The sequence below is a fragment of the Brachybacterium huguangmaarense genome (genome assembly GCF_025725725.1).
GTDB lineage: Bacteria > Actinomycetota > Actinomycetes > Actinomycetales > Dermabacteraceae > Brachybacterium > Brachybacterium huguangmaarense.
Genome location: NZ_CP107020.1, coordinates 584,998 through 600,933 on the forward strand (window position 1 = coordinate 584,998; position 15,936 = coordinate 600,933).

The following is a 15,936-nucleotide window of genomic DNA, read 5'->3' on the forward strand; positions in this document are numbered from 1 at the left end:
CACCATCGTGGTTCGATGTGCGTGCTGACGCAAGCGCGCTGCACGAACGTGCAAGACTGCGGGGGTGATCCCCCGATGACGGCCTCCACGCGCCACGCCGAGGCGTTCCGCGCTGCACGGATGTACTACGACGAGGGCCAGACGATGGAGGCCATCGCCGGGACGCTCGGCGTCTCGCGCTCGACGGTCTCGCGTCTGCTGCGCGACGCCCGCGAGGACGGGCTCGTGCGGATCTCCCTGCACCCTCCGGGGGCACACCGCTCGCGCGACCTGCGCGAGCGGATCCAGGACCGCTTCTCCGTGGCCACCCGGGTGGTGCCGGCCCCGGCGGGCACGAGCGAGCGCGAGCGCCTGCAGGCGGTGGCCGCGGGCGCCGCCGCCGAGCTCGAGCGCATGCTCGCCCCCGACATGGCGGTGGGCCTGGCGTGGGGCACGACGGTCGCGGCGGTCGTCGCCGAGCTGAGGCCCCATCCGATGCCGGGGCTGCGGATCGTGCAGCTCAACGGCGCGATCAACACCGAGGGCTCGGGCCTCACGTACGTCTCGACCGTGCTCGCGCGCGCCGCCTCGATGTGGGACGCGACGGTCCACCAGTTCCCGGTGCCCGCGTTCTTCGACTTCGCGGGCACGCGGGAGGCGATGTGGCGCGAGCGCTCCGTGCGGCGCGTGCTCGGGGCGCAGCAGCAGTGCTCGCTCGCGGTGTTCGGGGTGGGCGCGTTCGACGCCGAGGTCCCCAGCCGCGCCTACACCGCCAACTACCTGACCGAGCAGGACCTGCACTCGCTGCGCGCGGACGGTGCGGTCGGCGACGTGTGCACGGTGTTCCTGCGGGCGGACGGCTCGTGGCGGGGCATCGGGATGAACGAGCGCTGCTCCGGGCCGAGCCCCGATCAGCTCGCGCGGATCCCGCGGCGCCTGCTCATGGCCGCGGGCACCCGCAAGGCCGTGCCCCTGCGGGCCGCGCTCCTGGCCGGCGTCGCGACGGACCTCGTGGTCGACGAGGTGACGGCCTCGAGCTTGCTCGCGCTCGACTGATCGCGGGGCGGGGGCGCCGGCCGGGCGGGTTCGCGTCGGGATCGCCGTGACCGGTGGCATCCGGGGCCATCCGCGCATCGAGATCGCCACAACCTGTCGCTTCCGGGGCCCGCACTTCCAGATCGCCTTATCCGGTGGCATCCGGCGGCCCGCGCATCGAGGTCGCCTTTTCCGGTGGAATTCCAGGAGGATTCCGCCCGAAAAGGCGATCTCGATCGATGACGCCCCGTCGCAGGGTCTGGCGCCCCGTCGCCTCGCCCGACGCTCCGCTCTCGCTGCGCACGCCCCGGGACGGCGCCGCCCAGCACTCCGCGCCGATCCGTCAGGCGGCGTCGCTCAGGTCGAGGCGCTCCGGGCCCGTGTAGACGTTCATCCGGCCGTCGCCGTCGTCGCGGCCGCGCAGGAAGCCGACGAGCGTCATGCCGACGCGCTCAGCCGTCTCGATCGCGAGCGAGCTCGCCGCCGAGACGCAGGCGAGGAACGGGATGCCGGCCATGTACGCCTTCTGGGCGATCTCGAAGCTCGCGCGCGAGGAGACGAGGAGCAGGCAGTCCGCGGCGGGCAGACGGTCGTGCAGGAGCGCCCAGCCGATCACCTTGTCGACGGCGTTGTGGCGGCCGACGTCCTCGCGCTGGACCAGGATCTCCCCGTCCGGGGCGATGAGCGCGGCGCCGTGGATGCCGCCCGTGCGCTGGAACATGACCTGCCCGGCGTCGAAGCGCTGCTGGGCGGCGAACAGGGTCTGCGGGGCGATCGTCCAGTCATGGCCGAGGGTGTAGCGCCCCTGGGTCTGCACCTCGTCGATGCTCGTGCTGCCGCACACCCCGCACGCCGAGTTCGTGACGACGTTCCTGATGGCGATCGGGGCGAGCGGACGGATCCGGGTCGCGACGTCCATGACGTTGTAGTTGTTCTCCGGCAGCCCCGTCTCGCCCTGGATCACCGCGCCGTCGCAGTAGCGGGCCTCCCCCACGTCCTCGCGACCGGCGATGTAGCCCTCGGCGTGGAGGAAGCCGTGGATCAGCTCGACGTCGTGGCCGGGCGTGCGCATCGTCATCGACAGCCGCTGTCCGTTCAGGCGGATGTCGAGCGGCTCCTCGACGGCGACATGGTCGCCCTTGCGTCCCGCGTAGAGCCGACCGTCGCGGATGCGGACCGTCGTGATGCGGCGCGCGTCGGTCACTCGTCCCATGGCCTTGAGACTAGTCGTCCTCCCCGGCCCCGTGATCGTCGGCCCCACGACCATCGGCCTCGCGGCGCTCGGCCTCGCGCGCGATGCCGGCCAGGCGGCGGTCCCAGCCGCGCGCGACGGCGCCGAGCAGCTCGGAGATCTCGCGGATGCGCTCGGGGCTCACGCGGTGGACGCGGCGCCGTCCCTCGGGCTGCGAACAGACCAGCTCGGCCTCCTCGAGCCGGCGCACGTGCTTGGCCACGGCCTGCCGGCTGAGGTCGAGGTCGCGCGCAACAGCCCCCGCGTCGCACGGCTCGACGGCCAGGCGTGCGAGCACGCGGCGCCGCGTGGGGTCCGCGAGGGCCGTGAACACACGGTCGGCCGCGGGCGAGGTGAGGTCGACCTCGAGGGCCCCGGCCCGAGGGATCATCGACCGCCCTGCTCGGCGAGCGTGCGGGCGAGCGTGAGCTCCTCGACCCAGCCGGTGTCGTTGGCCTCGAAGCGGCGGCGCCGGGTGACCGCATCGGCGTCGAGGCTCGCGAAGCCGGTCTCGCGCACCGTGAGCAGCACGCCGTCGCCGTCGGGCTCGAGGGTGAACTCGACGATGTTGGCCGGGGTGTCGGCGAGGGCGCCCGGGTCGCCGCCGAGCCAGCGCATGACGACGCGCCGCGGCGGCTCGAGCACGTCGGTGCGCAGCTCGAAGGTGCCGTGCACGGGGTCCGTCACGCGGGCCACGTCGCCGTCGACCTCGATGTCGTGGGCGCGGTACTCCCCGTCGTTGATGAACCAGCCGGGCTCGGACACGATCGACCAGACGGTCTCGGCGCTCGCCGCGATGCGGATGGTGCGCACGATCTCGTCGGGCACGTCGTCGGTGGTCAGCGCGGTGTCGTCGGCGTCGGGCGACGGCGCGTTCGGGACGGTGGTCATGGCGCTCTCCTCGATCGGGCACCCGGGTCGGTGCACCCCGAGCGTTGCACGTCCAGTCGCTAAGTGCAACCCTGCAGTTGCACTCGTGAGCGCACGGCTCACCGCGGTCGCGCCGGGCGGGCGCGACGGCACGAGCCCCCGCGCGGCGACGTCGCGGCGCCTGCTCACACCGCGGCGGCGTGTCCCCGCTCGTGCCCGAGGGCCTCGCCGCTCTCAGGGTCGAACCACCGCACGTCGTCGGCCACGGGCCGCACCGCGAGGGTCTCCCCCGGCCTCGCCGACTGCTTGCGGTCCAGCCGCACCACGATGCGGGGCGCGGTGACCTCGACCCCGTCGGCGAGCGCACGGCCCTGCCCGTACGCGAACGACTCCGCGCCGAGCGCCTCGACCTGCTCGACGTCGACGTCGAGGGCGCCCGGCGTGCCGGCCGCGACGACCTCCCACTCCTCCGAGCGGATGCCCGCGACGACCTGCTCGCCGGCACCGGCGGGCACGGCGAGCTCGACGCCCTCGGCGAGAGCGACCCGGCCGCCCCGCACGGGCGCCGTGAACAGGTTCATCGCCGGGGAGCCCATGAACGTCGCCACGAACAGGTTGGTGGGGTTCTCGTAGATCTCGGCGGGGGTCGCGACCTGCTGGAGGCGGCCGTCGGACAGGACCGCCACGCGGTGGCCCATCGTCATGGCCTCGACCTGGTCGTGCGTGACGTACACCGTGGTCACGCCGAGCCGCCGCTGGAGGTCGGCGATCTCCCCGCGGGTCGAGACCCGCAGCTTGGCGTCGAGGTTCGACAGCGGCTCGTCCATGCAGAACACCGCCGGGCGCCGCACGATCGCGCGCCCCATCGCGACCCGCTGGCGCTGGCCGCCCGAGAGCGCCTTGGGCTTGCGGTCGAGCAGGCCGTCGAGGTGGAGGATCCGCGCGGCCTCGTCGACCCGCTGCGCGATCTCCGCCTTCGGCGTCTTGACGTTGGCGAGCGCGAACCCCATGTTCTGGCGCACCGACATGTTCGGGTACAGCGCGTAGGACTGGAACACCATGGCCACGTCGCGGTCCTGCGGCGACAGGCGCGACACGTCGCGCTCGCCGATCAGGATCCGCCCCGCGGTGACCTTCTCGAGCCCGGCGAGCATGCGCAGCGCGGTGGACTTGCCGGACCCCGACGGGCCGACGAGGACGAGGAACTCCCCGTCGGCGACGTCGAGGTCCAGGGCGTCGACGGACGGCACGTCGTTGCCCGGGTACGTGAGGGTCGCGCCCTCGTAGCTGACGGATGCCATCAGGCGGTCACTTCGCCTTCTTCTCGAGCTGCTCGAGCTTGGGAGCGGCCCAGTCCTGGAGCTCCTTCATGGTCGCGGCCACGTCGGCGCCCTGCACGATCTTGTCCCACGCGCCGCCGATCTGCTTGCCGCCGCCCGCGATGAACACGCGCGCGTAGTCCTGGGACTTGGTGAAGGGGAGCTGGTCGAGCGCGGTCTGCGCCTGCGGGGTCTTCTCGAGGTACTGCTTGATGGTGTCGGAGTCGAGGGCGGCCGTCTGCACGGGCATGTAGCCGGTGCCCTGGGCGAAGGTCGCGGTGTTCTCGACGTTGGTCAGGAAGCCGATGGCCTTGAGGGCGTTCACCTTGCGCTCGTCCGAGATGCCGGCGGGGATCGCGAGGCCCGCGCCGCCGGTGGGGCAGCTCTCGCCCTTGGGGCCGGGCAGGAAGGCGGTGCCCACCTCGAACTTGCCCGCGGCGGCGTCGAGCACGCCCTTGAGGGAGCCCGTGGACTCGATCATCGCGGCCGACTGGCCCGAGCTGAACACGGGCGCCGGATCGCTCGAGACGTCGTACAGACCGGTCGCCTTGAAGTCCTGGAGGAGCTGCGCGGCCTTGATCGAGTTGTCGTCGGTGAAGGTCGGCGTGTAGCCGTCGGAGTAGCCGCCGCCCATCGACCACAGCAGGCCCTGCGCGATCCAGTCGAGGTAGCCCACGCCGTCGCCCGTCACGAACGAGAGCTGGGCGCCGGCCTTGTCCTTGAGCGTCTGCGCCCACTCGGTGAGCTGCTCCCAGGACTCGGGCCCCTGGTCGGGCAGGCCCGCCTTCGCCCAGAGGTCCTTGTTGTAGTAGAACAGCGGCGTCGAGCGCGAGTAGGGCAGCGCGTAGTGCTTGTCCTTGAAGGTGTAGTCGTTGTAGAGCGGCTCGACGTAGCCCGAGGGGTCGACGCCGGCCTTGTCGAAGAGGTCCTCGAGCGGGGCGAGCTGCTCGTTGAGGGCGAAGTTGAACCAGGTGACGTCCGACAGCACGACGATGTCGGGCAGGGTGCCGCCGGACAGGGCCGCGTTGAACTTCTGCTGGACCTCCTCGTAGTTCTTGCCGCCGTCGACGAGGGTGACGGTCACGCCGTCGCTCTGCTTCTCGAAGGCGTCGATGAGCTGCTGCTCGACCTCCTTGGAGCTGCCCGGGTGGTTGGACCAGAACTGGAGCTTGGTGGCGTCGCCGCTCTGCTCGCTGCCGCCGCCGGTGCCGGCGCACGCGGACAGGGCGAGGGCGCCGGCGGCGCCTCCGAGGCCGAAGAGGCTGCGCCGGGACAGGCGGGTCTGGCGTGCGTTCATGACTGCTCCTTGGTTCGTAGGTTCGTGAGGCGAGGTCGGGTGAGGGGCGGGACGGGGACGAGCGCGGGCGGGCGACGGGAGGCGCTCAGCCCTTGACGGCGCCCGAGGTGAGGCCCTTGATCATGGGCCGCTGGAGGAAGAGGAAGACGATGAGGATGGGCAGCATGGTGAAGATCGTGCCGGCCATGATGGGGCCCCAGTTCTGGGTGCCCTCGTTGTTCTGCAGGAGGGTGAGGCCGATCGGCAGGGGCGCGGTGGCCGCCTGGTCGGACATGAGGTAGGGCCAGAGGTACTCGTTCCACTCGTTGACGAGGGTGATGAGGATGAAGGCCACGAGGGTGGGCCAGCTCATCGGCAGGACCACCCGGAACAGGGTGCGCAGGGGGCCCGCGTTGTCCATGCGCGCCGCCTCGATCACCTCGGTGGGCAGCGACAGGAAGTGGTTGCGCATGAGGAAGGTGCCGAAGGCGACGCCCGCGAGCGGGATGATGATGCCGGCGAAGGTGTTGCGCAGCCCGGCCTGCGCGACGAGCGCGTAGTTGGAGATCACCGTGATCTGGTTGGGGATCAGCAGCGCCGAGACGATCACGACGAACACGATGTTGCGCACCCGCCGCGAGACCTCCGCGAAGACGAGGGCATAGGCGCTGATGACGCCCAGGACCACCTTGATGACGGTGAGCGAGCCGGCGATGATCAGCGAGTTGCGGAAGTACGTGAGGAACGGGATCTGGGTGACGAGCGTCCCGTAGTTGTCCGTCGTGAACGGGTGCGGGACCCACGTGGCCGGCACCGTGTAGATGTCGGACTGGGTCTTGAAGCTCGCGATCGTGATCCACAGCAGCGGCATGCCGATGATGAGCAGCACGACGAGCATGGCGGCGTAGCCGCCGACCCGGCGCAGGAGCGAGGCGGTCGAGGTCATCGGGAGCCCTCCCGGTCCATGATCCGCACCTGCACCACCGTGATGAGCAGGAGCACGACGAACATGACGGTCGCGACGGTCGCGCCGTAGCCGGCCCGCTGGTTCTGGAAGGTCTCGACGTAGACCTGGTAGATCATCGTCGTGGTCCCGATGTTCTGCGGGCCGCCGCGGGTCATCACGTTGATGATGTCGAAGACCTGCAGCGAGTTGAGCATGACCGTGATGGACAGGAAGAACGTGGTCGCGCGCAGCTGCGGCATGGTCACGCGCCAGAACGTCGTCCACGTCGAGGCGTGGTCGATTGCGGCGGCCTCGTAGAGGTCCTGGCGGGCGCCCTGCAGCGCGGCGAGGTAGATGACGAAGCTGTAGCCGACGTTCTTCCAGATGTACGTCAGCGTCACCATGAACAGGGCCCATCCGGGCCGCTGGTAGAAGTCGGGCGTGTGCACGCCGATGCGGCCGAGCAGGTCGCGGATCATGCCGAAGTTGGGGTCGAAGACGAACTGGAAGGCGATGCCGACGGCCGCGCCCGAGAGCACGAAGGGCGCGAAGATCGCCGAGCGCACGAGGTTGCGGCCGCGCAGGCGCTGGTCGAGCAGGAGGGCGAGCAGCAGGCCGAGCACCATGCAGCCGCCGACCACCGCGATCGTGAAGATCACGGTGTTGCGCACGATCGTCCAGGAGTCGGGGCTCGTGGCCCACTCGACGTAGTTGTCGCCGCCGATGAACGTGGAGGTGGGCGACGAGATGTTCCAGTCGAAGAACGACAGGCGGATGTTGTCGACGAGGGGGCGGTACGTGAAGATCGTCAGCAGCACGAGGTTGGGCAGCAGGAGGCCGACGAACAGCAGCCAGTGCTTCCAGGCGCCGCGCGAGCGCGGGGGCGCGGCAGGCAGCGCGGCAGGGTCGGCGGAGGTCACGAGAGGCGACCGTAGGGGGCGGGGGCGAACGCGCGGCAACGGGCGAGGGACCAGGCGGTGACCTGCGGGCGTCGCACGGCGATGGGCGATGTGGTGCTCGACACATCGGGGACCGTAGCACGCGGGGTCGGGCCGGGTGGGGCGGTCGGAAGAACTTGTGACCGCCCCGTGACCAGGGCCGACGGCACGGTGACGGGCCCTCCCGCCGCGACGGCGGGAGGGCCCGGAGAGCGGCCGAGCGGCCGGTCAGCTCGCGGTGACGGCGGCGGCGAGCAGGTTGAGGGACTGCTCGAGGTCCTCCTCGGTGACCTTCGGGAAGATCTGGCGGAGCTTCGGGTCGGTGACCTTGGACCAGTCGTAGGTCAGCGACACCTCGGTGTCGCCCGAGTCGAGCGGCGTGAGCTCGTACAGCCACTCCCAGCCCGCCGGCTGGTCCTTGTTCTGCTCCTGCGCGGGCTGCCAGCCCACCATCTTGTTGTGGTCGAACGCGGTGACGTGGTTGTACATGCGGTAGTCGCCGCCCATGTCCTCGGCGTGCATGTTCATCACGAACTGCTCGCCCACCTTGGTGATGCGCTCGGTGTCCTCGCTCGAGCGGACCATGCCGGAGCCGTCGAACTCACGATGGCGGGCGGGCAGGGTCAGCAGGGCGAAGACGTCCTTGGCGGGGACGTCGATGGTGCGGGTGACGGTGATGGAGTTCTCGGTGCTGGTCATGTCCTCCACCGTGCCACGGCATCGCGGGCTTGTCAGCCCGCGGTGCCGTGGCGCCCGGAGCGCCGGGGCGGACCGACCGGTCAGACCAGGCCCTTGTCCTTCAGCCAGGCCGTGGCGATCTCGGCGGACTTCTTCTGCTCGTCGACGCTCTGGGTGTTCAGGGCGATGAGCTCCTCAGTCGTGAGCGCGTCGGTGACGGTCTTGATCGCCGCCTTGGCCGCATCATCGACCTTGGCCGAGACGATCGGCACCACGTTCTGCGGCAGGATCATCGACTCCGGGTCCTCGAGGGTCACGAAGCCGTTGGCCGCGATCGCCGGGTCCGCGGAGTAGATGTCGGCGAGCTGCACGGTCCCGTCGGTGAGGGCCTTGACGGTGAGCGGGCCGCCCGAGTCCTCGACGGGCACGAGCGTCACGTCGGCGCCGTAGACCCGCTTGAGGCCCTCGGGGCCATAGGGGCGGGTCTCGAACTCGCTGTTGGCCGCGACCTTGAGGCTCTCGGACACCTTCGAGAGGTCCGCGAGCGAGGTCAGGGAGTTGGCCGACGCGAAGTCCTTGGTCGTGTTGTAGGAGTCCTGGTCGGTCGCCTGGGCGTACGGGAGGGCGGTCAGGCCGTCGGGCAGGGCCTCGGCGAGCGCCTGGGCGATCTCGTCGGGGCTCGCCGTCTCGGCATCCTTGTCGTAGTACTGCAGCAGGTTGCCCGTGTACTCGGGGATCACGTCGACCTTGCCGCCCTCGAGCTCAGGGAGGTACACCTCGCGCTGGCCGATCTGGTACTGGCGCGACACCTGGGCGCCGGACTTCTCGAGCACCTGCGCGAAGAGCTCGGCGATGATCTCATTGGAGTAGTAGGCCTGAGAGCCGACGACGATGCCGCCGCCCGCGCTGCCGCCGTCGGAGCCGCCGGCGCTCGAGGACTCCTGGGACAGCGGGTCGTCGTTGGAGCAGGCGGCGAGCGAGACGGCCGCGCCGCCGAGGCCCAGCAGGCCCAGGGCGCTGCGGCGCCCGATGGAGGTGGTGGTCATGGTTCTGTCCTTCCGGTGGGGCGGGTTCGCGGGCGGGGATGCCCGGAGGAGGTGGGTCTGGTCGGGCGCGAGGTCACGTCGACGGGCGGTCACGTGGAGACGGCGGCGCCGCGCGGCGCCGTGAGCCGCTGGACGGTCAGCAGGATCACCTCGAGCACGATCGCGAGCGCGATCACCAGCAGGGACCCGGCCAGCATCTGCGGGTAGTCCTGGGTCTTGAGGCCCAGGAAGATGTAGCGGCCCAGGCCGCCGTTGCCGATGTACGCGGCGAGCATCGCGGTCGAGACGACCTGCAGGGTCGCCGAGCGCAGCCCCGAGATGAGCAGCGGCAGGCCGAGCGGGAGCTCGACGCGCGCGAGGATCTGCCACTCGGTCATGCCCTGCGCCCGGGCGGCGTCGACCGTGCGCGGGTCGACCGACTCGCACGCGGAGTACGCCCCGGCCAGGAGCGAGGGGATCGCGAGGATCACGAACGCGAGGACGGGGGCGAGCAGGCCGATGCCGGCGAGCAGGCCGAACAGGGTGACGAGGCCCAGGGTGGGCAGGGCCCGTGCGGCGCCGGAGGCCGTCACGGCGATCCCGCGTCCGCGATGGGTGTGGCCGACGAGCAGGCCGAGTGGGATCGCGATGACCGCGGCGATGCCCACGCCGATCACGGTGTACCAGAGGTGCTCGCCCAGGCGCATCGGGATGCCCGAGGGGCCGCTCCAGTGCAGGGGGTCCGCGAGCCAGGCGAAGGCGCCGGTCAGCTGGTTCATACGACGCTCACCTCCTGCGCGGCGGGGTCGGGACGCGCCGGGCCGGTCGGTGAGGACGAGGCGCCGCGACGTCCGCGGCGCGGGGCGCCGCCGCCGCGGGACCAGGGCATGAGCACGCGGCCCAGGAGCACCAGCAGGCCGTCGAGCACGAGGGCGAGCACGGCGGTCATCACGATGCCGGCGAGGATCTCCGCGACGATGCCGCGCTGGAAGCCGTCGACGAAGAGCATGCCGAGGCTCGGCACGCCGAGCACACCGCCGACGGTCACGAGCGAGACGGTGGAGACCGTGACCACGCGCAGGCCGGCGAGCAGGACGGGCCCGGCGAGCGGCAGCTCGACCTGCACGAACCGTGCCAGCGGCGCGTAGCCCTGGGCCGTCGCCGACTGCAGGACCTCGCGGCTCACGCTGCCGAAGGCGCCGACCGCGCTCGGCACCATGAGGGCGAGGCCGTAGAGCGTGAGGGCGACGACGATGTTGAAGGGGCTGCGGATGCCCGTGCCCAGGATCAGCGGTAGCACGATGAACAGCGGGAGCGACGGCACCGCGTACAGCAGCCCGGAGGTGACGCTGACGGTGCCGCGCAGCCATCCGCGGGAGCCGGCGAGCTTGGCGATGGGGATCGCGAGCACGAACGACAGCACGATCGGGGGCAGCGCCTGCAGCAGGTGCGCCCCGAGGTTGGAGGAGATGGTGTCGAGGTTGTCGAGCACCCAGCTCATGACGGGCCCCTGCCGCGATCCTGGTCGAGCACGCCGATCGCGCTGCCGGCGGCGTCGAGCACGACCCGGGCGCCGTCGACCTCCGCGACGTGCAGGGTCCGCTTGCCGCGGTCGGCGCCGATGAAGTTCTGCACGAACTCGTCGGCCGGGGCCGCGAGGATCTCCTCGGGCGTGCCCGCCTGGGCGATCACCCCGCCCGGACGGAGCACGACCACCTCGTCGCCGAGCAGGAACGCCTCGTCGATGTCGTGGGTGACGAACAGGATGGTCTTGCCCAGGTCGCGCTGGAGGCGCAGCAGCTCGGACTGCAGCTCCGCGCGCACGATGGGGTCGACCGCCCCGAAGGGCTCGTCCATGAGCAGGATGTTGGGGTCCGAGGCGAGCGCACGGGCCACGCCCACGCGCTGCTGCTGGCCGCCCGAGAGCTGCGAGGGGTAGCGCGCGCCGTGGTCGCGCGACAGTCCCACCATCTCCATCAGGTCGAGCGCCCGGGCGTGCGCCTCCTTCTTGGGCGCGCCGTTGAGCATGGGCACGGTGGCCACGTTGTCGACGACGGTGCGATGCGGGAGCAGCCCGCTGGACTGCATGACGTAGCCGATGCTCCGGCGCAGCTTGACGGGATCGACCCGCGCCACGTCCTCGTCGTCGATGAGCACGCGGCCCGAGGTGGGGTCGACCATGCGGTTGACCATGCGCAGCAGGGTGGTCTTGCCGGAGCCGCTCGTGCCCACGAGCACGACGCTCGCATGGGAGTCGATCGTGTACGAGAACTCGCCCACGGCGGTCGTGCCGTCGGGGTAGGTCTTCCCGACGGAGTCGAATCGGATCACGGGGTCCTCCTCATCGCGCGGTTCGGCCGGCGACTGGGATCGGGTGCCCCACCCTATGCGACCCGACCGACATTCCCACGGCGCCGACCGCGCGGTCGCCGCGGGCAGGGGCCGGGGCGACGGGGAGCCGCCCGTCGACGCCGGGCCGGCGAGGGGCGGCGACCCGCGGCGCGGCGCCCACGGAGCGCGGCGCCAGCGGCCCCGCCTCTCATCGAGATCGCCTTTCCGGGTGGAATCCGACGGGAATTCCACCCGAAAAGGCGATCTCGATGAGAGGCGGGGCCACGATGCCCCGTGAACCGGCGATCTCGATGCTGCGCCTCAGCCGACGTCGGCCCCCTCAGCCGACCCGCCCGCGCCGCACGGAGGCCAGGCGCAGCAGCTCGCGGTGCACGGTCGTCTCCCCCGTGAGCTCGGGGTGGAAGGAGATGCCGAGCAGGCTGCCCGCGCGCACGCCGACGATCGGCGCGTGAGGGTCGCCCACGTCGTCCCCACGACGGGCGTTGACCTCGACGCCCTCCCCCACGGCGACCACCTCGGGTGCCCGGATGAAGGCCGCGCGCACGGGGCCGAGCGTCGTCGCGAGGGTCTCCTCGGCCGAGTCGACCTGGCGGCCGAAGGCGTTGCGCCGCACGGTCACGTCCAGGCCGCCGAGGCTCTGCTGTCCCGGGGCGGGGTCGAGCACGCGGTCGGCGAGCAGGATGAGGCCGGCACAGGTCCCGAGCGTCGGCAGCCCGCCGGCGAGCGTCGCTCTCAGCGGATCCCGCAGTCCCAGGATCCGGGTCAGGCGGTCGATCGTGGAGGACTCCCCGCCCGGCAGGACGAGCGCGTCGAGGTCCTCGAGCTGCACGGGCCGGCGCACGAGCACCGCCCGGGCGCCCAGAGACGTCAGCAGCTCCACGTGCTCGCGCACCCCGCCCTGGAGGGCGAGCACGCCGACGCGCAGCCCGGCGCCGGGGAGCAGGTCGTCGGGATGCCCATCGTGCGCGTCCCCTCGGCGCACCTGCTCGCCCGTCGTGGTCACCAGCCGCGCTCGGCCAGGCGATGCGGGGCCGGGAGGTCGGCGACGTTGATGCCGACCATCGCCTCGCCGAGGCCGCGCGAGGCGTCGGCGATCGCGGCCGGGTCGTCGTACTGCGCGGTGGCGCGCACGATCGCGGCGGCGCGGCGCGCCGGGTCGCCGGACTTGAAGATGCCCGATCCCACGAACACGCCGTCGGCGCCGAGCTGCATCATGAGCGCCGCGTCGGCCGGGGTGGCGACGCCGCCCGCGGTGAACAGGACGACGGGCAGCTCGCCCCTCTCGGCGACCTCGCGCACGATCTCATACGGCGCCTGCAGCTCCTTGGCGGCGACGTACAGCTCCTCGGGCGAGGAGGTCCACAGCCCGTGGAGCTCGGCGATCTGCTTGCGGATGGTGCGGATGTGCTTGGTCGCCTCGGAGACGTCACCGGTGCCGGCCTCGCCCTTGGAGCGGATCATCGCGGCGCCCTCGGCGAGGCGCCGCAGCGCCTCGCCGAGGTTGGTCGCGCCGCACACGAACGGCACGGTGAAGCGCTGCTTGTCGATGTGGTGGGCGTAGTCGGCGGGGCTGAGCACCTCGGACTCGTCGATGTAGTCGACCCCCAGGTGCTCGAGGATCTGCGCCTCGACCTGGTGGCCGATGCGGGCCTTGGCCATGACGGGGATCGAGACGGTCTCGATGATGCCCTCGATCATGTCGGGGTCGCTCATGCGGGACACGCCGCCCTCGGCGCGGATGTCGGCGGGTACGCGCTCGAGCGCCATCACCGCGACGGCGCCGGCGTCCTCGGCGATGCGAGCCTGCTCGGGGGTGACGACGTCCATGATGACGCCGCCCTTGAGCATGTCGGCCAGCCCGCGCTTGACGAGCGGGGAGCCGGTGGTGGGGGCGTCGGTACCTGGGGTGTTCTGTGCCATGGGCACCATGCTCGCCCCCTGCAGTGGTCCATCACCAGTTCCAGTTTTCGCGTGTTCCGATGGACCACATACCCCTCGCCGGACGAGGATGTGCATGTGCCCCGCTCCGCTCGCCCCGTGGACCTGCCGCTCGATCCGACGACCGGTCCCGAAGGGTCCGTGCCCGAACGCCTCGCCGCGCAGATCCGTGCCCTCGTCGCCGAGGGGACCCTGCGCCCCGGCGACCCGCTGCCGTCCTCGCGCGCGCTCGCCGAGCGGCTGGGCGTCTCGCGCGGGAGCGTCGTCGGCGCCTACCTGCAGCTGAGCGCGGAGGGCTACCTCGCGGCCGTGCGCGGCAGCGGCACCGTCGTCGATCCCGCCCTCGCCCTTCTGCCCCGCCATCCGCGGGCCGGAGCACCCGTCGCGTCGCCGACGTCCGACCGGTCCCGTGCGGCACCGGCTCCGATCGATCTACGCCCCGGAGCCTCCCGTGGGCTTATCTCGCTGACGTCGCCCGCGTGGCGACGGGCCTGGCGCGACGCGGCGGCGAGCGCACACGGGGTCCGCGCCGAGCCGCTCGGCTCCCGCGCCCTGCGGGAGGTGCTCGCCGAGCGGCTGCGACGGGTGCGTGCCGTGCGTGCGTCGGCCGAGCACGTGGCGGTCACCGCGGGGACCCGCGACGGCCTGATGCTCCTGCTCACGGCGCTGCAGCAGCGCCACGGGCGCCCTCTCACGGTGGGCTTCGAGTCGCCCGGGTATCCGAGCCTGCGGCGCATCCCGCACGTCCGCGGCGATCGCGTCGTCGACGCCCCGGTCGACGGGCAGGGTCTTGATCCGGAACGTCTGCCGCGCGGCCTCGACGTCCTCGTCGTGACCCCGTCGCATCAGCACCCGCTCGGCGGGTCGCTCCCTGTCGGGCGGCGGCTGGCGATCCTCGAGCGGGCCCGGGCAGAGGGCTTCGTGGTGGTCGAGGACGAGCACACCGCCGAATGGCGCTGGGAGGGCGCGCCGCTGCCTGCTCTCGCCGGGCTCGACGATCCGGCCGATCCCCGCACCGTGCTGCTGGGCAGCCTGTCCTCGCTCGCGGATCCCGGCATCGTCGCCGGCCACCTCCTCGCACCTGTCTGGCTCCTCGAGTCGCTCGCGAGCGTGCGCCGGGCGGTCGGGACGCCGCTCGGCGCGGTGCCGCAGGCGGCGATGGCGGCCTTCGTCGGCTACGGCGCGCTGGACCGGCAGCTGCAGAGCGCGCGACCGGGGCATCGCCGCCGCCTGCAGCTGCTCCGCGACCGGCTGAGTGAGGTGCCCGGCCTCTCCGTGCAGGACGTGCCGGGCGGACTGGCCGCGATCATGCTGGCCGATGCGCCCGTCGGCCCGCTCCTCGAACGCGCCGCCCGCGCCGGGGTGCGCGTGGAGTCACTCGACCGCTACTGGGCGGACAGGGCGCCGCGGCCGGGCATCGTCGTCGGGTTCGGCGTGCCCGACGACGACCTCGACGAGGGGCTGCGGCGACTCGTCGCGGCGCTCTGAGCGCGGCGGGCGCCGGGGGTGACGACAGGGTGGGTGCCTGGGACGACGACAGAGCCGGCGCCCGGGGCGACACAGAGCGGGCGCCCGGGGCGACACGGAGCGGGCGCTCAAGACAACGACAGTCACGACCTCGACCACGGACGAGGACCCCACACGCCTCGGCCTTCGAGGCGCCTCCAGGGAAGCGCTCCTCCCGCATCGACAGGCACGAAGACGTCGAAAAGTAGCCCTGCACCAACGGCAACGTGCACCTCGATCCAGGAAAACGACGCAAACGTGCGTCTCGACGGGATCCGCGTCGGGTGACCCCCGCGAGGACATCGACAGGCACGAATGCGTCGGAAAGCCGCCCTATACCGACAGCAACGTGCACCTCGATCCAGGAAAACGACAGCAACGCGCACCTCGATGACAGAGACCGGCACCCGCAACATCGACGTCTGCGTTTCGGTCGTCATCCATGCCATATAGCGACTAAAACGCAGAAGTCGATCCCTCCCCCAGACATCGAAGCCCGCACGCCCTTGGGTTCAGCTCACGCCCGCATCGATACGCCCGACGACGTCTGAAAGTAGCCCTATACCGACTGCAACGTGAACCTCGATCCAGGAAAACGACGCCAACGTGCGTCTCGACGGGATCCGCGTCGGGTGCCCCCCGGGAGGACATCGACAGGCACAAACACGTCGGAAAGTCGTCCTATACCGACAGCAACGTGAACCTCGATCCAGGAAAACGACAGCAACGCGCACCTCGATGACAGAGACCGGCACCCGCAACATCGACGTCTGCGTTTCGGTCGTCATCCATGCCATATAGCGACTAAAACGCAGAAGTCGATTCCCCCCCAGACATCGAAGC

16 protein-coding genes are annotated in these 15,936 nt (G+C 71.6%); 2 read left to right on the plus strand and 14 right to left on the minus strand.

The window, feature by feature from the left end; translation table 11 throughout:
* The first annotated feature begins 75 nt into the window (after positions 1–75).
* Positions 76–1,035, plus strand: coding sequence for a sugar-binding transcriptional regulator (locus tag BRM3_RS02600; protein ID WP_263594549.1), 960 nt, complete (start codon positions 76–78; stop codon positions 1,033–1,035).
* Between the two features lie 322 nt (positions 1,036–1,357).
* On the opposite strand, the gene fdhD is transcribed toward BRM3_RS02600, so the two are convergent.
* From fdhD to pdxS, 14 genes are all read right to left on the minus strand, one after another.
* Entirely contained in the window at positions 1,358–2,227 is an 870-nt protein-coding gene (fdhD, locus tag BRM3_RS02605; protein ID WP_263594550.1) for a formate dehydrogenase accessory sulfurtransferase FdhD, read from the minus strand.
* Positions 2,228–2,237: 10 nt separating this feature from the next.
* Positions 2,238–2,636: an ArsR/SmtB family transcription factor gene (locus tag BRM3_RS02610; RefSeq protein WP_263594551.1), complete on the minus strand. Its 399-nt coding sequence runs from the start codon at positions 2,634–2,636 to the stop codon at positions 2,238–2,240.
* Entirely contained in the window at positions 2,633–3,136 is a 504-nt protein-coding gene (locus tag BRM3_RS02615; RefSeq protein WP_263594552.1) for an SRPBCC domain-containing protein, read from the minus strand. The genes BRM3_RS02610 and BRM3_RS02615 overlap by 4 nt, the downstream gene beginning before the upstream one ends.
* Before the next feature lie 164 nt (positions 3,137–3,300).
* Positions 3,301–4,416, minus strand: a complete 1,116-nt coding sequence (locus BRM3_RS02620) for an ABC transporter ATP-binding protein (RefSeq protein WP_263594553.1) — start codon at positions 4,414–4,416, stop codon at positions 3,301–3,303.
* Positions 4,417–4,423: 7 nt separating this feature from the next.
* Positions 4,424–5,731 (minus strand): ABC transporter substrate-binding protein, encoded by a 1,308-nt coding sequence (locus BRM3_RS02625; RefSeq protein ID WP_263594554.1) that lies wholly within the window; start codon positions 5,729–5,731, stop codon positions 4,424–4,426.
* Positions 5,732–5,816: 85 nt separating this feature from the next.
* Entirely contained in the window at positions 5,817–6,656 is an 840-nt protein-coding gene (locus BRM3_RS02630) for a carbohydrate ABC transporter permease (protein WP_263594555.1), read from the minus strand.
* Positions 6,653–7,576, minus strand: a complete 924-nt coding sequence (locus BRM3_RS02635; protein WP_263594556.1) for a carbohydrate ABC transporter permease — start codon at positions 7,574–7,576, stop codon at positions 6,653–6,655. The genes BRM3_RS02630 and BRM3_RS02635 overlap by 4 nt, the downstream gene beginning before the upstream one ends.
* 246 nt (positions 7,577–7,822) lie before the next feature.
* Entirely contained in the window at positions 7,823–8,293 is a 471-nt protein-coding gene (locus BRM3_RS02640; protein ID WP_263594557.1) for an SRPBCC family protein, read from the minus strand.
* Positions 8,294–8,373: 80 nt separating this feature from the next.
* Positions 8,374–9,318, minus strand: a complete 945-nt coding sequence (locus BRM3_RS02645) for an ABC transporter substrate-binding protein (protein WP_263594558.1) — start codon at positions 9,316–9,318, stop codon at positions 8,374–8,376.
* A gap of 89 nt (positions 9,319–9,407) precedes the next feature.
* Positions 9,408–10,076: an ABC transporter permease gene (locus BRM3_RS02650; protein ID WP_263594559.1), complete on the minus strand. Its 669-nt coding sequence runs from the start codon at positions 10,074–10,076 to the stop codon at positions 9,408–9,410.
* Entirely contained in the window at positions 10,073–10,798 is a 726-nt protein-coding gene (locus BRM3_RS02655; RefSeq protein ID WP_263594560.1) for an ABC transporter permease, read from the minus strand. Before BRM3_RS02655 ends, BRM3_RS02650 begins: the two co-directional genes overlap by 4 nt.
* Positions 10,795–11,628 carry an ABC transporter ATP-binding protein gene (locus BRM3_RS02660; protein ID WP_263594561.1) on the minus strand — a complete coding sequence of 278 codons (834 nt, stop codon included), beginning with the start codon at positions 11,626–11,628 and terminating at the stop codon, positions 10,795–10,797. The genes BRM3_RS02655 and BRM3_RS02660 overlap by 4 nt, the downstream gene beginning before the upstream one ends.
* A 340-nt stretch (positions 11,629–11,968) precedes the next feature.
* The gene (gene pdxT, locus BRM3_RS02665; RefSeq protein WP_396127024.1) at positions 11,969–12,652 is read right to left on the minus strand and encodes a pyridoxal 5'-phosphate synthase glutaminase subunit PdxT; all 684 of its coding nucleotides are present in this window, start codon (positions 12,650–12,652) and stop codon (positions 11,969–11,971) included.
* Positions 12,649–13,578: a pyridoxal 5'-phosphate synthase lyase subunit PdxS gene (gene pdxS, locus BRM3_RS02670; protein ID WP_396127025.1), complete on the minus strand. Its 930-nt coding sequence runs from the start codon at positions 13,576–13,578 to the stop codon at positions 12,649–12,651. The genes pdxT and pdxS overlap by 4 nt, the downstream gene beginning before the upstream one ends.
* 87 nt (positions 13,579–13,665) lie before the next feature.
* Here pdxS and pdxR point away from each other — a divergent pair, with 87 nt between their 5' ends.
* Positions 13,666–15,075 carry a MocR-like pyridoxine biosynthesis transcription factor PdxR gene (gene pdxR / locus BRM3_RS02675; protein WP_263594563.1) on the plus strand — a complete coding sequence of 470 codons (1,410 nt, stop codon included), beginning with the start codon at positions 13,666–13,668 and terminating at the stop codon, positions 15,073–15,075.
* Positions 15,076–15,936: the final 861 nt, after the last annotated feature.